This is a genomic window from Clostridium sp. AF34-13 (assembly GCF_003477845.1).
In the GTDB taxonomy this organism is placed as follows: Bacteria; Bacillota; Clostridia; order Lachnospirales; family Lachnospiraceae; genus Butyribacter; species Butyribacter intestini.
On record NZ_QUEB01000028.1, the window covers coordinates 1 to 15,089 of the forward strand.

14 protein-coding genes and 1 pseudogene are annotated in these 15,089 nt (G+C 40.5%); 12 read left to right on the forward strand and 3 right to left on the reverse strand.

From position 1 onward, the window contains the following. The first annotated feature begins 88 nt into the window (after positions 1-88). The 3 genes from DWZ63_RS15125 to DWZ63_RS15135 all read left to right on the forward strand — a co-directional run bounded on the left by DWZ63_RS15125 (position 89) and on the right by DWZ63_RS15135 (position 2,593). Complete coding sequence (locus DWZ63_RS15125) at positions 89-691, forward strand: Type 1 glutamine amidotransferase-like domain-containing protein (RefSeq protein ID WP_077326061.1); 603 nt, start codon at positions 89-91, stop codon at positions 689-691. 54 nt (positions 692-745) lie between these two features. Then, positions 746-1,264: a ClbS/DfsB family four-helix bundle protein gene (locus tag DWZ63_RS15130; protein WP_055264514.1), complete on the forward strand. Its 519-nt coding sequence runs from the start codon at positions 746-748 to the stop codon at positions 1,262-1,264. Positions 1,265-1,405: 141 nt separating this feature from the next. After that, on the forward strand, positions 1,406-2,593 hold the full coding sequence (locus DWZ63_RS15135) for a zinc-ribbon domain-containing protein (protein ID WP_243020687.1): 1,188 nt from the start codon (positions 1,406-1,408) through the stop codon (positions 2,591-2,593). A gap of 14 nt (positions 2,594-2,607) precedes the next feature. Here the strand turns inward: DWZ63_RS15135 and DWZ63_RS15140 are convergent, their stop codons facing one another. Beyond that, the gene (locus tag DWZ63_RS15140; RefSeq protein WP_243020689.1) at positions 2,608-3,888 is read right to left on the reverse strand and encodes an ISNCY family transposase; all 1,281 of its coding nucleotides are present in this window, start codon (positions 3,886-3,888) and stop codon (positions 2,608-2,610) included. 274 nt (positions 3,889-4,162) lie between these two features. Between DWZ63_RS15140 and DWZ63_RS15145 the strand changes: the two genes are divergently transcribed. The 3 genes and pseudogenes from DWZ63_RS15145 to DWZ63_RS15155 all read left to right on the forward strand — a co-directional run bounded on the left by DWZ63_RS15145 (position 4,163) and on the right by DWZ63_RS15155 (position 6,140). Further along, complete coding sequence (locus DWZ63_RS15145) at positions 4,163-4,759, forward strand: YitT family protein (protein WP_118500335.1); 597 nt, start codon at positions 4,163-4,165, stop codon at positions 4,757-4,759. A 98-nt stretch (positions 4,760-4,857) separates the two neighbouring features. Further along, positions 4,858-4,986 (forward strand): annotated as a pseudogene (locus DWZ63_RS16065) (recombinase family protein); the annotation flags it as partial. A 326-nt stretch (positions 4,987-5,312) separates the two neighbouring features. Continuing rightward, entirely contained in the window at positions 5,313-6,140 is an 828-nt protein-coding gene (locus DWZ63_RS15155; RefSeq protein WP_118500331.1) for an alpha/beta fold hydrolase, read from the forward strand. A 98-nt stretch (positions 6,141-6,238) separates the two neighbouring features. Here DWZ63_RS15155 and DWZ63_RS15160 read toward each other — a convergent pair whose 3' ends face one another. After that, on the reverse strand, positions 6,239-6,595 hold the full coding sequence (locus tag DWZ63_RS15160; protein ID WP_118500332.1) for a GDSL-type esterase/lipase family protein: 357 nt from the start codon (positions 6,593-6,595) through the stop codon (positions 6,239-6,241). 188 nt (positions 6,596-6,783) lie between these two features. Between DWZ63_RS15160 and DWZ63_RS15165 the strand changes: the two genes are divergently transcribed. The 4 genes from DWZ63_RS15165 to DWZ63_RS15185 all read left to right on the forward strand — a co-directional run bounded on the left by DWZ63_RS15165 (position 6,784) and on the right by DWZ63_RS15185 (position 13,672). Further along, positions 6,784-11,121 (forward strand): M64 family metallopeptidase, encoded by a 4,338-nt coding sequence (locus DWZ63_RS15165; RefSeq protein ID WP_118500333.1) that lies wholly within the window; start codon positions 6,784-6,786, stop codon positions 11,119-11,121. A gap of 531 nt (positions 11,122-11,652) precedes the next feature. Continuing rightward, the gene (locus tag DWZ63_RS15175) at positions 11,653-11,922 is read left to right on the forward strand and encodes a DUF5640 domain-containing protein (RefSeq protein ID WP_279217395.1); all 270 of its coding nucleotides are present in this window, start codon (positions 11,653-11,655) and stop codon (positions 11,920-11,922) included. A 15-nt stretch (positions 11,923-11,937) separates the two neighbouring features. Continuing rightward, positions 11,938-12,711, forward strand: a complete 774-nt coding sequence (srtB, locus tag DWZ63_RS15180) for a class B sortase (protein WP_082241384.1) — start codon at positions 11,938-11,940, stop codon at positions 12,709-12,711. Positions 12,712-12,757: 46 nt separating this feature from the next. Then, positions 12,758-13,672 (forward strand): WYL domain-containing protein, encoded by a 915-nt coding sequence (locus DWZ63_RS15185; RefSeq protein WP_118500334.1) that lies wholly within the window; start codon positions 12,758-12,760, stop codon positions 13,670-13,672. Between the two features lie 357 nt (positions 13,673-14,029). Here DWZ63_RS15185 and DWZ63_RS15190 read toward each other — a convergent pair whose 3' ends face one another. Then, entirely contained in the window at positions 14,030-14,188 is a 159-nt protein-coding gene (locus tag DWZ63_RS15190) for a hypothetical protein (protein ID WP_243020693.1), read from the reverse strand. Positions 14,189-14,282: 94 nt separating this feature from the next. Between DWZ63_RS15190 and DWZ63_RS15195 the strand changes: the two genes are divergently transcribed. Together DWZ63_RS15195 and DWZ63_RS15200 are read left to right on the forward strand one after the other, a co-directional pair. After that, positions 14,283-14,540 carry a DUF6462 family protein gene (locus tag DWZ63_RS15195; protein ID WP_243020695.1) on the forward strand — a complete coding sequence of 86 codons (258 nt, stop codon included), beginning with the start codon at positions 14,283-14,285 and terminating at the stop codon, positions 14,538-14,540. Between the two features lie 51 nt (positions 14,541-14,591). After that, a complete protein-coding gene (locus tag DWZ63_RS15200; protein WP_347474887.1) occupies positions 14,592-14,888 on the forward strand; it encodes a hypothetical protein in 297 nt (98 codons plus the stop codon). Positions 14,889-15,089 lie beyond the last annotated feature (201 nt).

The window sequence follows — 15,089 nt, forward strand, 5'->3', positions numbered from 1 at the left end:
TGATTTCATATAAAAATGTAAAATGATATTTACAAATTCAAGTTTGTTAAATTGGAAAATTAGAATTTATATATAAAGGAGAATATTGATGAAACTGTTTTTATGTTCGCACTTTTCAAGTGTAGGAAGTCTGATAAAGGAAGAAATTGAAAATAAAAAAGTCGCATTTATTCCAACAGCTTCGCTGCGTGAAGGCTACACCGGTTATGTCGGCTCGGCTCGAAAATTATTCAAAAAGTTGGGAGCAATCGTAACTGAAATTGATATTTCAACGGAGGCTTATTCAACGATACAGTCTGTTTTTGAAGATGCGGATGTGATATATTTTACCGGCGGAAATTCTTTTTTCCTTATAGACCAGCTCCGTAAAACGGGAACGGATGAGCTGTTGAAAAAAGAATTGGCAAAGGGAAAACTGATGATTGGTGAATCGGCAGGTGCGATTATATGCGCTCCAAGCATCCAATATATCGAGCAAATGGATGAAAAGCCGGAGGACTACTCACAAGAAGATGATGCAGGGCTTGATTTGATTGATTTCTATGTTCTTCCGCATTATCTTACAGCACCATTTAAGAAAGTTACCGAGAAAATAATGACTGAATTTTCGGATTTGAATCTATGCCCTATTAACAACCATCAGGGAATTGTAATTGATGGTGAAGGTTCAAAGGTTATTTGCAAAGACTAATTTGAAAAATCCTTTTTTTGAAACTGGAAAATCGGAAGCTGAGGAGATAGACTATTGAGAACATATGAGAATAAAGACGAGCTTAAAAACGAGATAAATAAAAGCTTTGCAAAGTATATTTCAGAATTTAATGATATTCCGGAGCATTTAAAAGATAAGAGAATTGATGAGGTCGATCGAACTCCGGCAGAAAATCTTGCTTATCAGGTTGGCTGGACAACGCTTGTTATTAAATGGGAATCAGACGAAAGAAAGGGTATTCCTGTCAAAACTCCTTCGGATAATTTTAAGTGGAATCAGCTTGGCGAATTATATCAATGGTTCACAGATACATATGCTCAGCTGTCACTGCAAGAATTGAAAGACAGATTGAATGAGAATATCAACTCTATTTATGTAATGATTGATTCTCTGAGTGAGGAAGAATTATTTAAACCACATATGAGAAAATGGGCTGACGAAGCAACTAAAACAGCTGTCTGGGAAGTATACAAATTCATACATGTTAATACAGTTGCTCCGTTCGGAACCTTTAGAACCAAGATTAGAAAATGGAAAAAGATTGCACTATAACTTCCAGTTTGCCAACTTGCCCTTTGAGAGAGGAGAAATCCCTTTCCCAAAGGGCTTTTTCTATTTATACGGATATTCGCAAACTACAAGATAAAGCCAAAACTTCATATACTCTAAGCACAAGGAGGTTGAGGTTTGGCTATGAATAACAGTTTAGCAGAAGTACACCCGGAGCTTGTTTCGGAGTGGTCGGAAAAGAATTTAACGCTTACGCCTGATGACATTACTTTCGGTTCAAATAAAAAAGTATGGTGGAGAGGTGCTTGCGGTCATGAATGGCAGGCAAGCGTTAAGGCTCGTTCTAATGGAGAGAAATGTCCGATATGTTCCGGTACGAGAGTGATTGCAGGTATTAACGATTTGGCGACATTAGAGCCACTATTGGTAAAGCAGTGGTCGAAAAAGAATAAGATAAAACCGACAGAGGTTTCTATTGGTTCTCATAAGAAAGTGATTTGGAGATGTGAGAAAGGACACGAGTGGGAAGCTGCCGTTAAGAGCAGGACAATAAATAAAACAGGTTGTCCGTACTGCTCTCATAATAAAGTGTTGGCAGGATTTAATGACTTTGCAACACTTCTGCCGGGTATAGCTGCCGAGTGGTCGGATAGAAATTATCCGTTACTTCCAACTCAGGTTACGGTCTTTGCCAATCGTAAGGCTTGGTGGAAGTGTAAGGATTGCAGAAGAGAGTGGAACACCCTTATTTCTACTCGTTCCGGTGGGAGCAAATGCCCGTATTGCAGTGGGTACATATTCCTGAAAGGGTTTAACGATTTGCAGACAACACACCCTGAAATTGCTTCGGAGTGGTCGGAGAAGAACTTGCCATTGAAGCCTGATGAAGTAAATGCAAAGTCGAGGAAAAATGTCTGGTGGAGATGCAGTAAATGCGGTAACGAGTGGAAATCTGTTATCAATGCCCGTGTGAAAGGTACGGTATGCCCCGTTTGTGCAGAGAGAGAAGTCCTTGCCGGATATAATGATTTGGCGACAACAGACAGTCAGCTTCTTAGCGAATGGGATTATGAACAGAATAAACTGAAACCTACAGAGGTATCACGAACTTCGGCAAAGAGAGCCTGGTGGAAATGCAGACACGGTCATTCGTGGAGTATGAAGATAAATGAAAGAACGATATTGAAGAAAGGCTGTCGAATTTGTGAGCAGGAGTATTTATCTCTATTTCCTGCTTTGGCTGTCAGCTATTATTCTAATAAGAAAGGCTTGAAAGCAGAACTTGGTTCTGACGGCTATCCGTTATGTTGTGCCAAAAAATCAGACTGCACCAGTGAAGTGGAAAGAAGTAACCACAAGAAACTTCAATAACATTTTGAAGAAGTTTACTGTAACAGTGGAGTGTATTCTATATCTATATTTTTTGACTTAGTTTCACGCTCAGGTATTTCTTCTAAGGCATAGATATCTTTATCGTTTACGCAACAATACTGCCTGCCATTAAATGCCCGAATGAACATGACCTTTGTCCCTTTGCGGTAATGGATCTGATGCCCTTTGCTGTCAAGCATACGGTAGTACTTGTTGGAGTATCTTAAACAATGACCGGTGTCCACAGTTCTTTCACATAAAACGGCAAGAATTAAGTTGATTTTTTCGATTTCGGGTTGCGTTACAAACACAGACTTGATACCATTAAGGGGAAGCGCAAACTTCTCATTGAATTCTTTTATGTAGGAGTTCAAGAATTCATTGGCAGCGTCTATGGTCGATATGCCTGCGAGTCTTAATTCGATTGGCAGGCGTGACTGTAGCGTCTGGTTTAAGCGTTCCACTCGTCCCTTGGTCTGTGGTATGCTGCTGGATTCAAGTTCAACACCAAGCTGTTTGCAGGCATAGGCAAACTGTGTATAGGTATCCTCATCGATGGATGGGGAGTTTTTCTTTTTGTAGGTGAATATTGTTCTGCGGTCAGTAAAAAATTTATAGGGAATGCCATATGTTGTAAGAATCTGATAAAACACATGGTAGTAGCCATTTAATGTTTCCTGCATATCAAACCAGCCACCGACTATGCGTCCAGTTGCGTCATCAATGGCCAGATGAAGATGCCATATCTGTCCTGGAACCCATTCATATGGGGTGGCATCCATTTGTTCCAGCTCACCGAAATAGGCAGCTCTTGGACGGCGGGAATGAGCATCTTCGACAGCAACAAGATTTGTCTGTATCCGGTCAGCTTCTTTCTGAGATTTGGCAGCTTTCTTTTCAGCTTTTAACTGTTCCTTGAATCTCTTTTTCTTAGCCTTAGTGACCTTTGGAGAGAGGATATATTCAGATTCAAGGATAGCCATGACTGATGAAGGAGAAATATGAATATCCTCATGTAGCGCCAATAGTTCTGTGAAATGTTCAAAGTTGGCATCGTAGTATTTATTGCGATATAAATCGACAACAAGACTGCGTGTAGATTCAGGGATAGTATTAGCGGGTTTTCGTCCTCTGTTGCCATGAATAAAATATTCCTTTCCCAGCTCTCTGTAACCTTTGATCATACGATTGATATGTCTCACAGTACAGCCAAGAGTAAGGGCAGCTCTTTGCTTGTTAGGATTAGAGTGATCTGTTAATGATTTGATTACCTCATATTTCTTCTGTTCATCCATTGATAAATTTACCTTTCTGATAATGTTCACCTCCATCATGTAATGGAAGTATTATAACTTATTGTGACAATTTGGGACATTTTCCTTTGTGGTATATTAGGACATTATCATATATGGCTCATAATACAGAAAATCATATTTATAACCGTTGACTTTATAAAAGCTCGGGTGTATAATCAAAAAAATAAAGCTGTCTCGGCTGATGAAGACTATAAATTTTGCTGTTTCTGAACACAACAGCAGAGTTTACAGTCTTATTTTTTTAGGTGATAATATGAAATTCAAAAAATATGCAACAAAAACGCTGATGATCGTTATCGGATCAATAATATCCGCATACGGAATTACGCTTGCAATAGGCGCAGGTTTCGGCGGCGCAACACTTGCGATATTGTGGCAAGGGCTGACGAATGTGACAGGTATGTCAATCGGCACATCGTCGCTTATTGTGGCTGTGGCAATGATAATTTTTGCCCTTTTCTATGACAGAAAACAAATCAATATCGGCACAATTCTTTACCAAATCATTTACAGTTTTTTCGTAGATGTATTCACAAAAATTCAGCATTATACAGATATTAAAGCGGTTAATTTTGTTATAATGCTGCTTGGCATTGCTATATTTTCGTTCGGAACGGGGATTTACTCCGCCGCTGATTTCGGCAGGGGCTCATATGAAGCAGTCACATTTTCGCTTGCCGAAAAAAACGGGTGGAAAATCAAAATCGTACGAATGGTTCTTGATATTATAATGGTAATTATCGGCGTTTTGCTCGGCGGTAAATTCGGAATTTGCACAATTGCCACCGTTTTGCTCTCCGGTCCGATAATTCAGGCAACCGTAAGCACTGTTAAGAAATCAAAGATTTAAAAAAACATTTCTTAAAATTCTCATACAAGCCTAAAAGTGATAAGACATACAAAAAGGATGGAATTCGATTTTGAACAAGTCCGTAAAAAATGGACAATAGAAAAAACGGAGTTAAGGTTATATCCGCTAACGAAAACATTAGCGAAGGCTCAAAAGGCATAATTCTTGAATACGTACTTGAAGGTATGGCTGAATATTATTCAGCAGACTTATCAGAGAAAGTCATTTTGCCGATGATCGTACTTAAATGCTTTGATGATATTCTTTCCCCTACCCTACCAAAGAAGCCGTTGTTAAAAAGGCTGAAGAACTTCAAGCACAAGGTATGATTTCAGTTATTGACAAAGTAATGGCATTATTATACTATGACAGTGTGAGTTAACAGTAAACCAAAGAACAATATGTCGATCATGAAAGAATGCTCCTTTGTGTTTCCCGTGCTTATGATTATTACAAGCAAAATAGCTATTGACTAAAACATTTACACAAAATCAGTGTTAAAAATATAGCCGATGCAACAAAAACAAAATACCACTGAATTTGGAGAAAAATTATGATTTTTAAGAAACCTGTTTTATCAGATGGAATTACAGAAAGCACTTTTGAATGCAAAAGAGATGGATTGACGATTCGTGGAACAATCTACCGTCCAAAAGGAGATCATCTTCCGATTGCAATCGTATGTCACGGATTTATGGCATGGCAAGACAGTGTGAAACATTATGCGGCTTTTTTGGCTGAAATGGGATATGTTGCATTTACATTTGATTTTTGTGGCGGTTCTGTTATGTGTGGAAAAAGTGACGGAAAAACCACAGAGATGTCTGTTCTGACAGAAACCAAAGATCTGAAAGCGGTCATTGAATATGTTAGAAATCTTTCCTATACAGATTCTGAAAAAATTTTATTGATGGGATGTAGTCAGGGCGGTTTTGTGTCTGCTTTGGTGGCAGCAAAGAACAACTTTCCGATAGAAAAACTTGTCCTGTTTTATCCGGCATTGTGTATCCCGGATGACGCCAGAGCCGGAAAAATGATGATGGCAAAATTTGATCCGCAAAATGTTCCCGATACTTTCCGCTGCGGACTGATGAAATTGGGGTGTTGCTATGCAATGGATGTCATGCAAATGGATGCCTTTGCAGAAATTAAGAACTACGCCGGCAGGGTGTGCATCGTGCATGGTACAAAGGATAAAATCGTAGATGTTTCTTATGCCAAACGTGCGGCAGAAGCATATAAAAGTACGATGCCGATCGGAATGCAAGATTCCAAACGGGTGCAACTTCATTTTATAGATGGCGGAGGGCATATGTTTTTGAAAAAGCATGATGTCATTGCAATGAAATTATTAAAAGAATTCGCCGCAAAACACGAATGATTTTCATCTGATACCATATGGACAAATCTCCACCTTTAAAGACTTGACAGTTGATATAATCTGCCATCACCTCGGAACATTCGTGTTCCGAGGCTTTTTTATGCCCGAATACTGCTTTTTACGGCGGTATTCGAGCAAAGTGTCTGCATTCTTTGCAAAATTTCTTTTATATTTTTCAAGGTGTACTCGGTCGGAACTCCTATGCCGATGTCATTCGTTCCGATTAAAATCACAAGATTTTTCGGGTTTATGTTCAAGGCGTTACATTCGAGCCTTTCCAACAATCTGTCGCTGTCAACGGCAAACAATCCCGCACCGATTGCGCCGCAAAATTCAGGCTTATCGGATATGAAAATCTTTGTGTTCAACCGCTTTTGCAACACTTTTTTCAAAAACGTGTTTTCGGGCAGATGAAATAGTCCCCATTGGCTTGCAACTAAACCTAAAAATCGCATAATTTTTAAGGCTTTTGCCCTGTTTTGGGCAGAAGCCTTTTTGCATATTTAATAAGATTTTCTTCTTCGTGTAATATTAAATGTGTCGGCTGTGAAATTAACAAAAATTTAATTGGATTTTCATTGACACATATAACACCTTACAATACAATAAAAGCAAATATATAGCTTATAAAGGAGGTTCATTAATGACGAAAAAAATAACCGCAATATTCTTGGCATTGTGCATGGCAATTTCCGTTTTGCCGATGACCATTCAGGCGGCATCAAAGCCCGATATTAAAGTTGGCGACTATGTTAAAATGGGCGCGTATAACAATGCCTCAATTCTTTGGCGATGTGTAAGCATTGACAATAACGGACCGCTTATGCTTGCAGACAAAATTGTTGACACCCTTGCATATGATGCCAAAACAAATGACAACAGCAATTCAAAATCACACAGCAGAAGCTATAAGCGTGATGATTACGGTTCTAACTATTGGAAAGACAGCAATATGCGTTCTTGGTTAAATTCGACCGCAGCTGAAGGCAAAGTCGATTGGCTTTGCGGCAACCCTCCGAAAGACGGATATGTAAGCGGTGTGGGAGCGTACAACGAAAAAGCGGGTTTTCTCAACGCTTTTTCAAAATCTGAAATTGCGGCAATGAAAACCGTTACCCAGCGTTCTCTCGTTTCTCATCCCGAATACAACAAGGGCATAGTTGATGGAGACGCAAATTCGGATTTGTTATACTACACCGATATTTCGGAAGCGGTGGCAAACTACGACAGTTCATATTTTGAAACTACAACCGAAAAGGTTTTTCTCCTTGATGTAAAGCAGGCTAATGCCGTGTGGAAAAATCTCAAAGGTTATTATGTTGCGTATAATAATGACGGTATGGCTTGGCCTTATTGGCTTCGCACTCCTGTTACCGATTGCAATCACGATATGCGTTATATCAGTTCATCGGGTCAGGTCGGTCGTTATGCTCCGTGGTATTCCGATTTGGGCGTAAGACCTGCATTTTATCTCGATTCCGAATATTTTGTTACAACTTCCGGCAGCGGCTCACAAAGCAGTCCTTATATCGGCTCTGCTCCAAATAAGCAAGAGGATGATTATACAATTTCGGAACCTGCCGAGGACGCAAATCCCGATTGGAATGTCAGCACCGAGCAAAGCATTCAGCTCACCCTCGGCCCGTGGTATTCAAATGACGGAAAATATTCTAATCCTACCATCCCTGTTTATACCATCCAAAAAACACGCAGCGACACGGAAAATATGGTTGTTGTCGTTTGCGGCGAGGGATACACAAAAAGTCAGCAGGGCAAATTCATCAATGATGTCAAACGACTTTGGCAGGACGCTATGAAATATGAACCGTATCGCAGTTATGCCGACAGATTCAATGTTTACGCTCTTTGCACAGCTTCCGAATCGACTTTTGACAATGGTGGAAGCACCTTCTTTGATGTTATAGTCGACAAATATAATTCGCCTGTTATTTCTAATAATCTCCACGGAAGTCAGTGGAAAAATCATATTTTTGAGAGATGTATCGGTCCTGAATTTATCGAGAAAATTCACGATGCTCATATCAAAAAAAAGTGTGATCCAAACACAATTCCGTCCGGTTCGGAATATGAGCCTTATTATTATGTTCACGATTATATTGCTCAGTTCGCTATGGTTGTAAACACAAAATCAGATTTCGGCGGTGCTTATAATAACCGTGAATACGGCTTCCATTATTTCATTTCGCCATCAGACAGTTATCGTGCGTCAAAAACTTTTGCACACGAGTTTGGACACGGTTTGCTCGGTCTCGGTGATGAATACAGTAACGGATATTTGCTTGACGATAAGGAACTTAAATCACTCAATCTTTCCTCGGTTGAAGAACCGGAAAAGATAAAATGGCGACAGCTTTTAGGTTTTAGAAACACATATACCTGCCGCAATGCTTACGGCTCAAAAATGCTTGTTTCAAGTTATGAGTGCATAATGAGAGACACAAACTATCAATTCTGTGAGGTTTGCCGTTTGCAGGGCTTCAAGCGAATGTCTCAGCTTGTTAAGGATGTAGACCTTTATGTTGCAACTCCCGAGGTTAAGGAATATACGGGCGCTTATTCAAAGCCGTCTGATTTTACCGACCTTGAAACAAGTTCATATTATAATTACACATATAATCGCAATGACCGACTTTTGAGCGGCAACAGCAAAAGCAGATTTAATACTAATATGAACGGTAAAAAAATCGAGCTTAGAACTGTTATTCAAAACATTTCAGATAAAAATGCACGACAATTAAAATTCAAAATGTGGATTAAGCACTCCGACGGAAGCGTTGCGACCGATTCATCGGGGAATCCGCTTCAAACAGTACAAACCTTTGACATTCCTGTTTGGAATGATAAGGCAAATTTCTGGCCGCTCGGTGCTTTGGATCACATCAAAAGCGACTTTAATTCAGGCTTAAAGAGTTGCTCGCTTATTTATCAAATTCCGTCTGATGCACAGCTTAAGAGCGGCGATACCGTGGCATTTCAGGTGCTCGATGAAAACGGAAATGTGCTTGCAGACGACAATACGGAAACACAGCGCTACACAACCGTTTCAATTCAGTATAAATTTGAGGACGGCTCTGAAATTCCAAACACTGCCGGCGGAACATTTACCGTGCCATACGGCACAAAGCTTGATTTAACACCGGCAAAAACACTTTATGATTATGAATTTATAAAGGTTGACGGCTTGAATAAGCCTATTGTTTCGGACGGAACGGTTGTTACATATTATTACAAAAATAAAAACGAAGAACACACTCACAATCTGACTTTGGTTGCTGCGAAAGCTGCCACCTGCACTACTGCGGGCAATTCCGCATACTACACCTGCGATGGCTGTGACAAGTGGTTCGCAGATGCAACAGGATTGGTAGAAATTACCGATAAAACCAGTGTGAAGATTCCGGCTCTCGGACATACCGCAGGCACAGAATGGAAGTCTGATGATACTAACCACTGGCATGAATGTTCTCGTTGCCACGACAAAAAGGACGAAGCGGCTCACGATTACGGTTCTGACAATGTTTGCGACACCTGCGGATATTACAAAACTGTACCGCACACTCACAATCTGACTTTGGTTGCTGCGAAAGCTGCCACCTGCACTACTGCGGGCAATTCCGCATACTACACCTGCGATGGCTGTGACAAGTGGTTCGCAGATGCAACAGGATTGGTAGAAATTACCGATAAAACCAGTGTGAAGATTCCGGCTCCCGGACATACCGCAGGCACAGAATGGAAGTCTGATGATACTAACCACTGGCATGAATGTTCTCGTTGCCACGACAAAAAGGACGAAGCGGCTCACGATTACGGTTCTGACAATGTTTGCGACACCTGCGGATATTACAAAACTGTACCGCACACTCACAATCTGACTTTGGTTGCTGCGAAAGCTGCCACCTGCACTACTGCGGGCAATTCCGCATACTACACCTGCGATGGCTGTGACAAGTGGTTCGCAGATGCAACAGGATTGGTAGAAATTACCGATAAAACCAGTGTGAAGATTCCGGCTCCCGGACATACCGCAGGCACAGAATGGAAGTCTGATGATACTAACCACTGGCATGAATGTTCTCGTTGCCACGACAAAAAGGACGAAGCGGCTCACGATTACGGTTCTGACAATGTTTGCGACACCTGCGGATATTACAAAACTGTACCGCACACTCACAATCTGACTTTGGTTGCTGCGAAAGCTGCCACCTGCACAGAGGGCGGTAAGGAAGCATACTACAAGTGCGAAGGTTGTGGCAAGTTCTATGAAGATGTACTCGGTACAAAGGAAATAACCGACCTTGCATCTTGGGGCAATATTGCTAAGATTGCCCACACCACAAAGCAAACCGTAACAAAGGCAACCCCAACAGCAAACGGCAAGATAGTAAATTACTGTTCGGTATGTAAGAAAACTCTTTCAACAACAGTAATTCCAAAGGCATCAAGCATAAAGCTTAAAGCAACATCATTAACATATAACGGAAAGGTTAGAACACCTAAGGTTATTGTTAAGGACAGAACAGGAAAGACACTTGTTAAGAATACTGACTATACTGTGTCTTATGCAAAAGGCAGAAAGTATGTTGGCAAGTACGCAGTAAAGATTACCTTTAAGGGTAAATACAGCGGAACAAAGACGCTTTATTTCACAATCAAGCCAAAGGCAACAAGTATTTCCTCGCTTAAAGCAGGTTCAAAGAAGTTTACAGTAAAGTGGAAGAAGCAGGCTACACAGACAACAGGCTATCAGGTACAGTACAGTGCCTCAAGTAAATTCAGCAAGGCTAAGACCGTAACAGTAGGCAAGAATACAACAGTATCAAAGAAAATTTCAAAGCTTTCGGGCAAGAAAAAGTATTATGTAAGAGTTCGCACCTATAAGACAGTTAAGATTAACGGCAAATCCATAAGGATTTATTCAGGCTGGTCAAAAGCTAAGACTGTTACAACAAAGAAATAAAAACTATACCGTAACCTTTGATTCTGCCGGTGGCTCTGCAGTAACGACTCAGACTATCGAAGAAGGTCAGAAGGCAACCAAACCTGCCGCTCCTACCAAGTCTGACGATAGCACCAAGCCTTCGGATGATGTTCAGAATCCGCAGACCGGCGACAACAGTATGAGTGGCTGTGGATCGCTCTGCTGTTCGTCAGCGGCTTCGGAGTTGTGACAACTACTGTTTATACTAAAAAAGAAAATCTGTGAAATAACAGATAGCTAACCATTTAAGGATGGCGGTAGCGGAGCTTCCGCTGCCGCCTTTCGGAAGTCCCTTTCCGAAAGGCGGCAAAAAAAGCGCTTTGCCGATTTTCGGAAAGAAATCGAACAAGGAGAAATCAAATGGACGAACAAGAAAAAGAAATTGAAGAAATACTCAGAACATTTGACAAAGCACCTTCGCCTTCGTCAGAGAATAGTGTTCAAAATCAAGCATAGCAAAACAATAAGCAGCCTCGGCAAATTTCCCAAAAACCAACTGACACCGAACGGATTGCCCGCACATCAAATCAAACAGAATACAAAAGACAAGCTCAGTCAAGCAAAGGCAGCGGTGCAATGCTCCTCACCCTTGCAGATTATGATTTTACCTATGAAATCAAGGACAATCAGCTATATATCGACTTTGTGAACGAATCGGCACATGACGCAACCTATGAGTTTAGTGTCAAAGGCGATACCCTCATCCTCATCGGCGGCGAAGGAACAATCGGTGACACTTATGAGCTGACTAAGGTGCATGATAAAAAAGCAGACAAATAAGGACGGTGTTACGCTATTAAAAAGGTATGGAAAATCCTGATTTTATCTGTATGTATAACTGTTTTTTCTTTATCTGCATATCACATTTATGATTATTGGAAAGAAACACAGGACAGTCAAAGACAGAATGATGTGCTGATTGATAAAGCGGTAGAAACCGCACCACAAACACAGCAAACGGAGAATGGACAAACAGAATCTGCGATAAAGCCTGTTTCTGAAACTGCACCAATTACGGTAGACTTTGAGCGTTTGCAGGAAGAAAACAAGGACATTATTGCTTGGCTCTATTGCCCGGATACCGAAATCAACTATCCGGTAGTACAGAGCAAGGATAACGAGTATTATCTTCGCCGACTGCTTGACGGTACTTGGAATATAGCGGGAACGCTTTTTATGGATTACCGAAACGCCGCCGATTGTTCTGATCTGCATACCATTATCTACGGTCATAATATGAAAAACAACACGATGTTCGGCTCTCTGCCTAAATACAGTAAGCAGGAATATTACGAAGAACATTCTGTTTTGTATCTGCTCACACCAAAGCAGAATTATAAAGTGAAGCTGATCGCCGGATATGTTACACCGTCAGATTCAAAGGTGTATGAATTTGAGAAAACGAAAGAGGAACGCAGCGGACTGCTGAAAACAGCGCTGGATAATTCCTTGTTTACCTCCGGGACAACTGTATCCGATGAGGACAGACTGCTTACACTGTCTACCTGTTCCTATGAATATGACAATGCTCGTTTTGTACTGATGGGTATTTTAAAAGAAATCGGGTGAAATTTACTGTAATTTGCGGTGAGTCTGTTCGAGAAAGGATAAATGTATGGAAGCAAAACCAAGAATACTATATCTACTGAAAATCTTGTTGGAGCGTACTGATGAAGAACACCCGCTTTCTACAACGCAGCTCATCGGGATTTTGAATGAGGAATATGGGATTTCTGCTCACAGGACAACCATAACGAAGGATATAGCAGCTCTTGTGGAATATGGACTGGATATTGTAACCATTCATTCGATGCAAAGCAAGTATTTTGTAGCCAGCCGAAAGTTTGAACTGCCGGAGCTGAAACTGCTGATAGATGCAGTAGAGTCATCGAAGTTCATTACAAAGAAGAAAAGCGAAACGCTGATTGAGAAGATACATACGATGACCAGTCCGGGGCAGGTGGCAAAGTTGAAGCGTAATAATTATGTGGTCAATCGAATTAAGCCAGATAATGAGCAGATATATTACATCATCGACGCTATAAATGAAGCCATTAACGCAGGTAAACAGATTTCTTTTCGGTATTATGATTATACCGGATTAAAGAAAAAGGTTCTGAAGAATAAGGGCGAGATTTATAAGCTGAGCCCGTATAAACTTCTCTGGTGTGGGGACTATTATTATGTTCTCGGATACTCTGAGAAGAAAAGCAAGGTTATCAATTTCAGGGTAGACCGTATTGCTTCCAAGCCGGAGATACTGGATAAGGATATTATTCCTATGTCTGATGATTTTGATATTGAGAATTACACAAAAGAAGTATTCTTTATGTTCTCAGGCGAGAAAGTCCTTGTGGATTTACGATGTGATAACAGTCTGATGAAAACAATGGTTGACCGTTTCGGAGAAGATGTGACAACCCTTGCGTATGATATGACTTCTTTCAGGGTACAGACCGAAGTATCAGCCAGTCCAACCTTTTTTGGTTGGGTATTTGGTACTAGCAAAATTCGACACCACATGATATAATGTTTTTCAGTCAGATTAGAGCAGTAGGGATAGTCTTGCGGTTGTCCTTTCTGGAAACAGAAAGGAGGTCGGTATGAATACTTTAGAAGTGCTTACACTTTTACTGGTTGTATTTGCAGCCTTGACATACATAGACAATAAACATAACCGCAAATAAACGGAAAGGCTATCCTCTACGCCAATAGGGGATAGCCTGTAATCCGTTTGATTTTTAAACTGATTATTTGTTTCCGATTGTGCAACCGTTGGACACACCAAAATCCTTCGGTTTCTAAGCTGATTATAAACCAGCCTTGCGGATTTTGCAAGAGGTTTAGGAAAATAGGGGTGTTTTGGCACCCCTATTTTTTTACCCATTTACAGGTTCGGAGTATCTTTTTTCGTTTGTTGTTCCTGTGCCGGATCGGGCTGTGTCCGTCCGAGATACTGATTGAGATTTTCCAACTTTCGATTTAGCTCACGCACTTCCTTTTCATAATCTTTATAGGTGGAAGTTATCTCACTTTTCTGCTTCATCAGTTCCTGATATTCTGCTTTTAACTTATCGACATTCAAGCCCTTTAAGTTTATGAGTTACTCATATAAGTGTTATTCAGATACAAAAGGTATAATGAAAAAATATGTAAATGCAGTAGAAGGTGCAGCTATATATGGACTTGGAAAAACAAGAATTATGACTCTTGCAAAGGAGGAGGGAACTGTTTATAAAGTTGGAAATTCAGCCCTGATTAATACAGAGATATTTGAGAGTTATTTGGAAAAATTCAGAGAACCATCAAGACCTTTGCCTGCACATATATGGAATGATAGGAATAAACACCATATTTCAGTGCAAAAAATAAAATACACCAGTGTTGTCTATCGGTGATTTTTAAGTTCTGTGATAGTATATGTTCATCCGAGGGAAACCTCGAAAAAAGTGAATATGACAACAGGCTATCAAAGAAATTATGACTTTGATAAGGAGATTACTGGGCATATACCATATGAACCAACTTACAGCTATCACGTTAAGCCTGTAAGGAATCTTGAGAGGGAAAAGCCTAAGTGGGAGGATACAATCACAAATCGAATGCTGCACTGGTCATATACGCCGGGGCAGAAGGAAGAGGTGAAGAAAGCATTAGCTGCAGGAGTTCCGAAAGCAATGATTCTGACTTATTTCTATCCGGAGGTTACTGTGGAGAAGATGAGTTCATATCGGAAGAAGCAGTAAATGTTATCGCATAGGCACAGAAAATGTGGTATACTGTGCCTATGTAAAAAAGAATGTGTTTTACAAATCGAAATTGACCGAGCTCTTTGAGCGAGGGATACTTCTTGTCCGAAGGGCAAGAAGGTGTAACTGAGATAACTTAGAGCAATCGGAATTTGTGATGGTAGATAATATGGAATGGTTTAATGTTTTTGGGCTGAT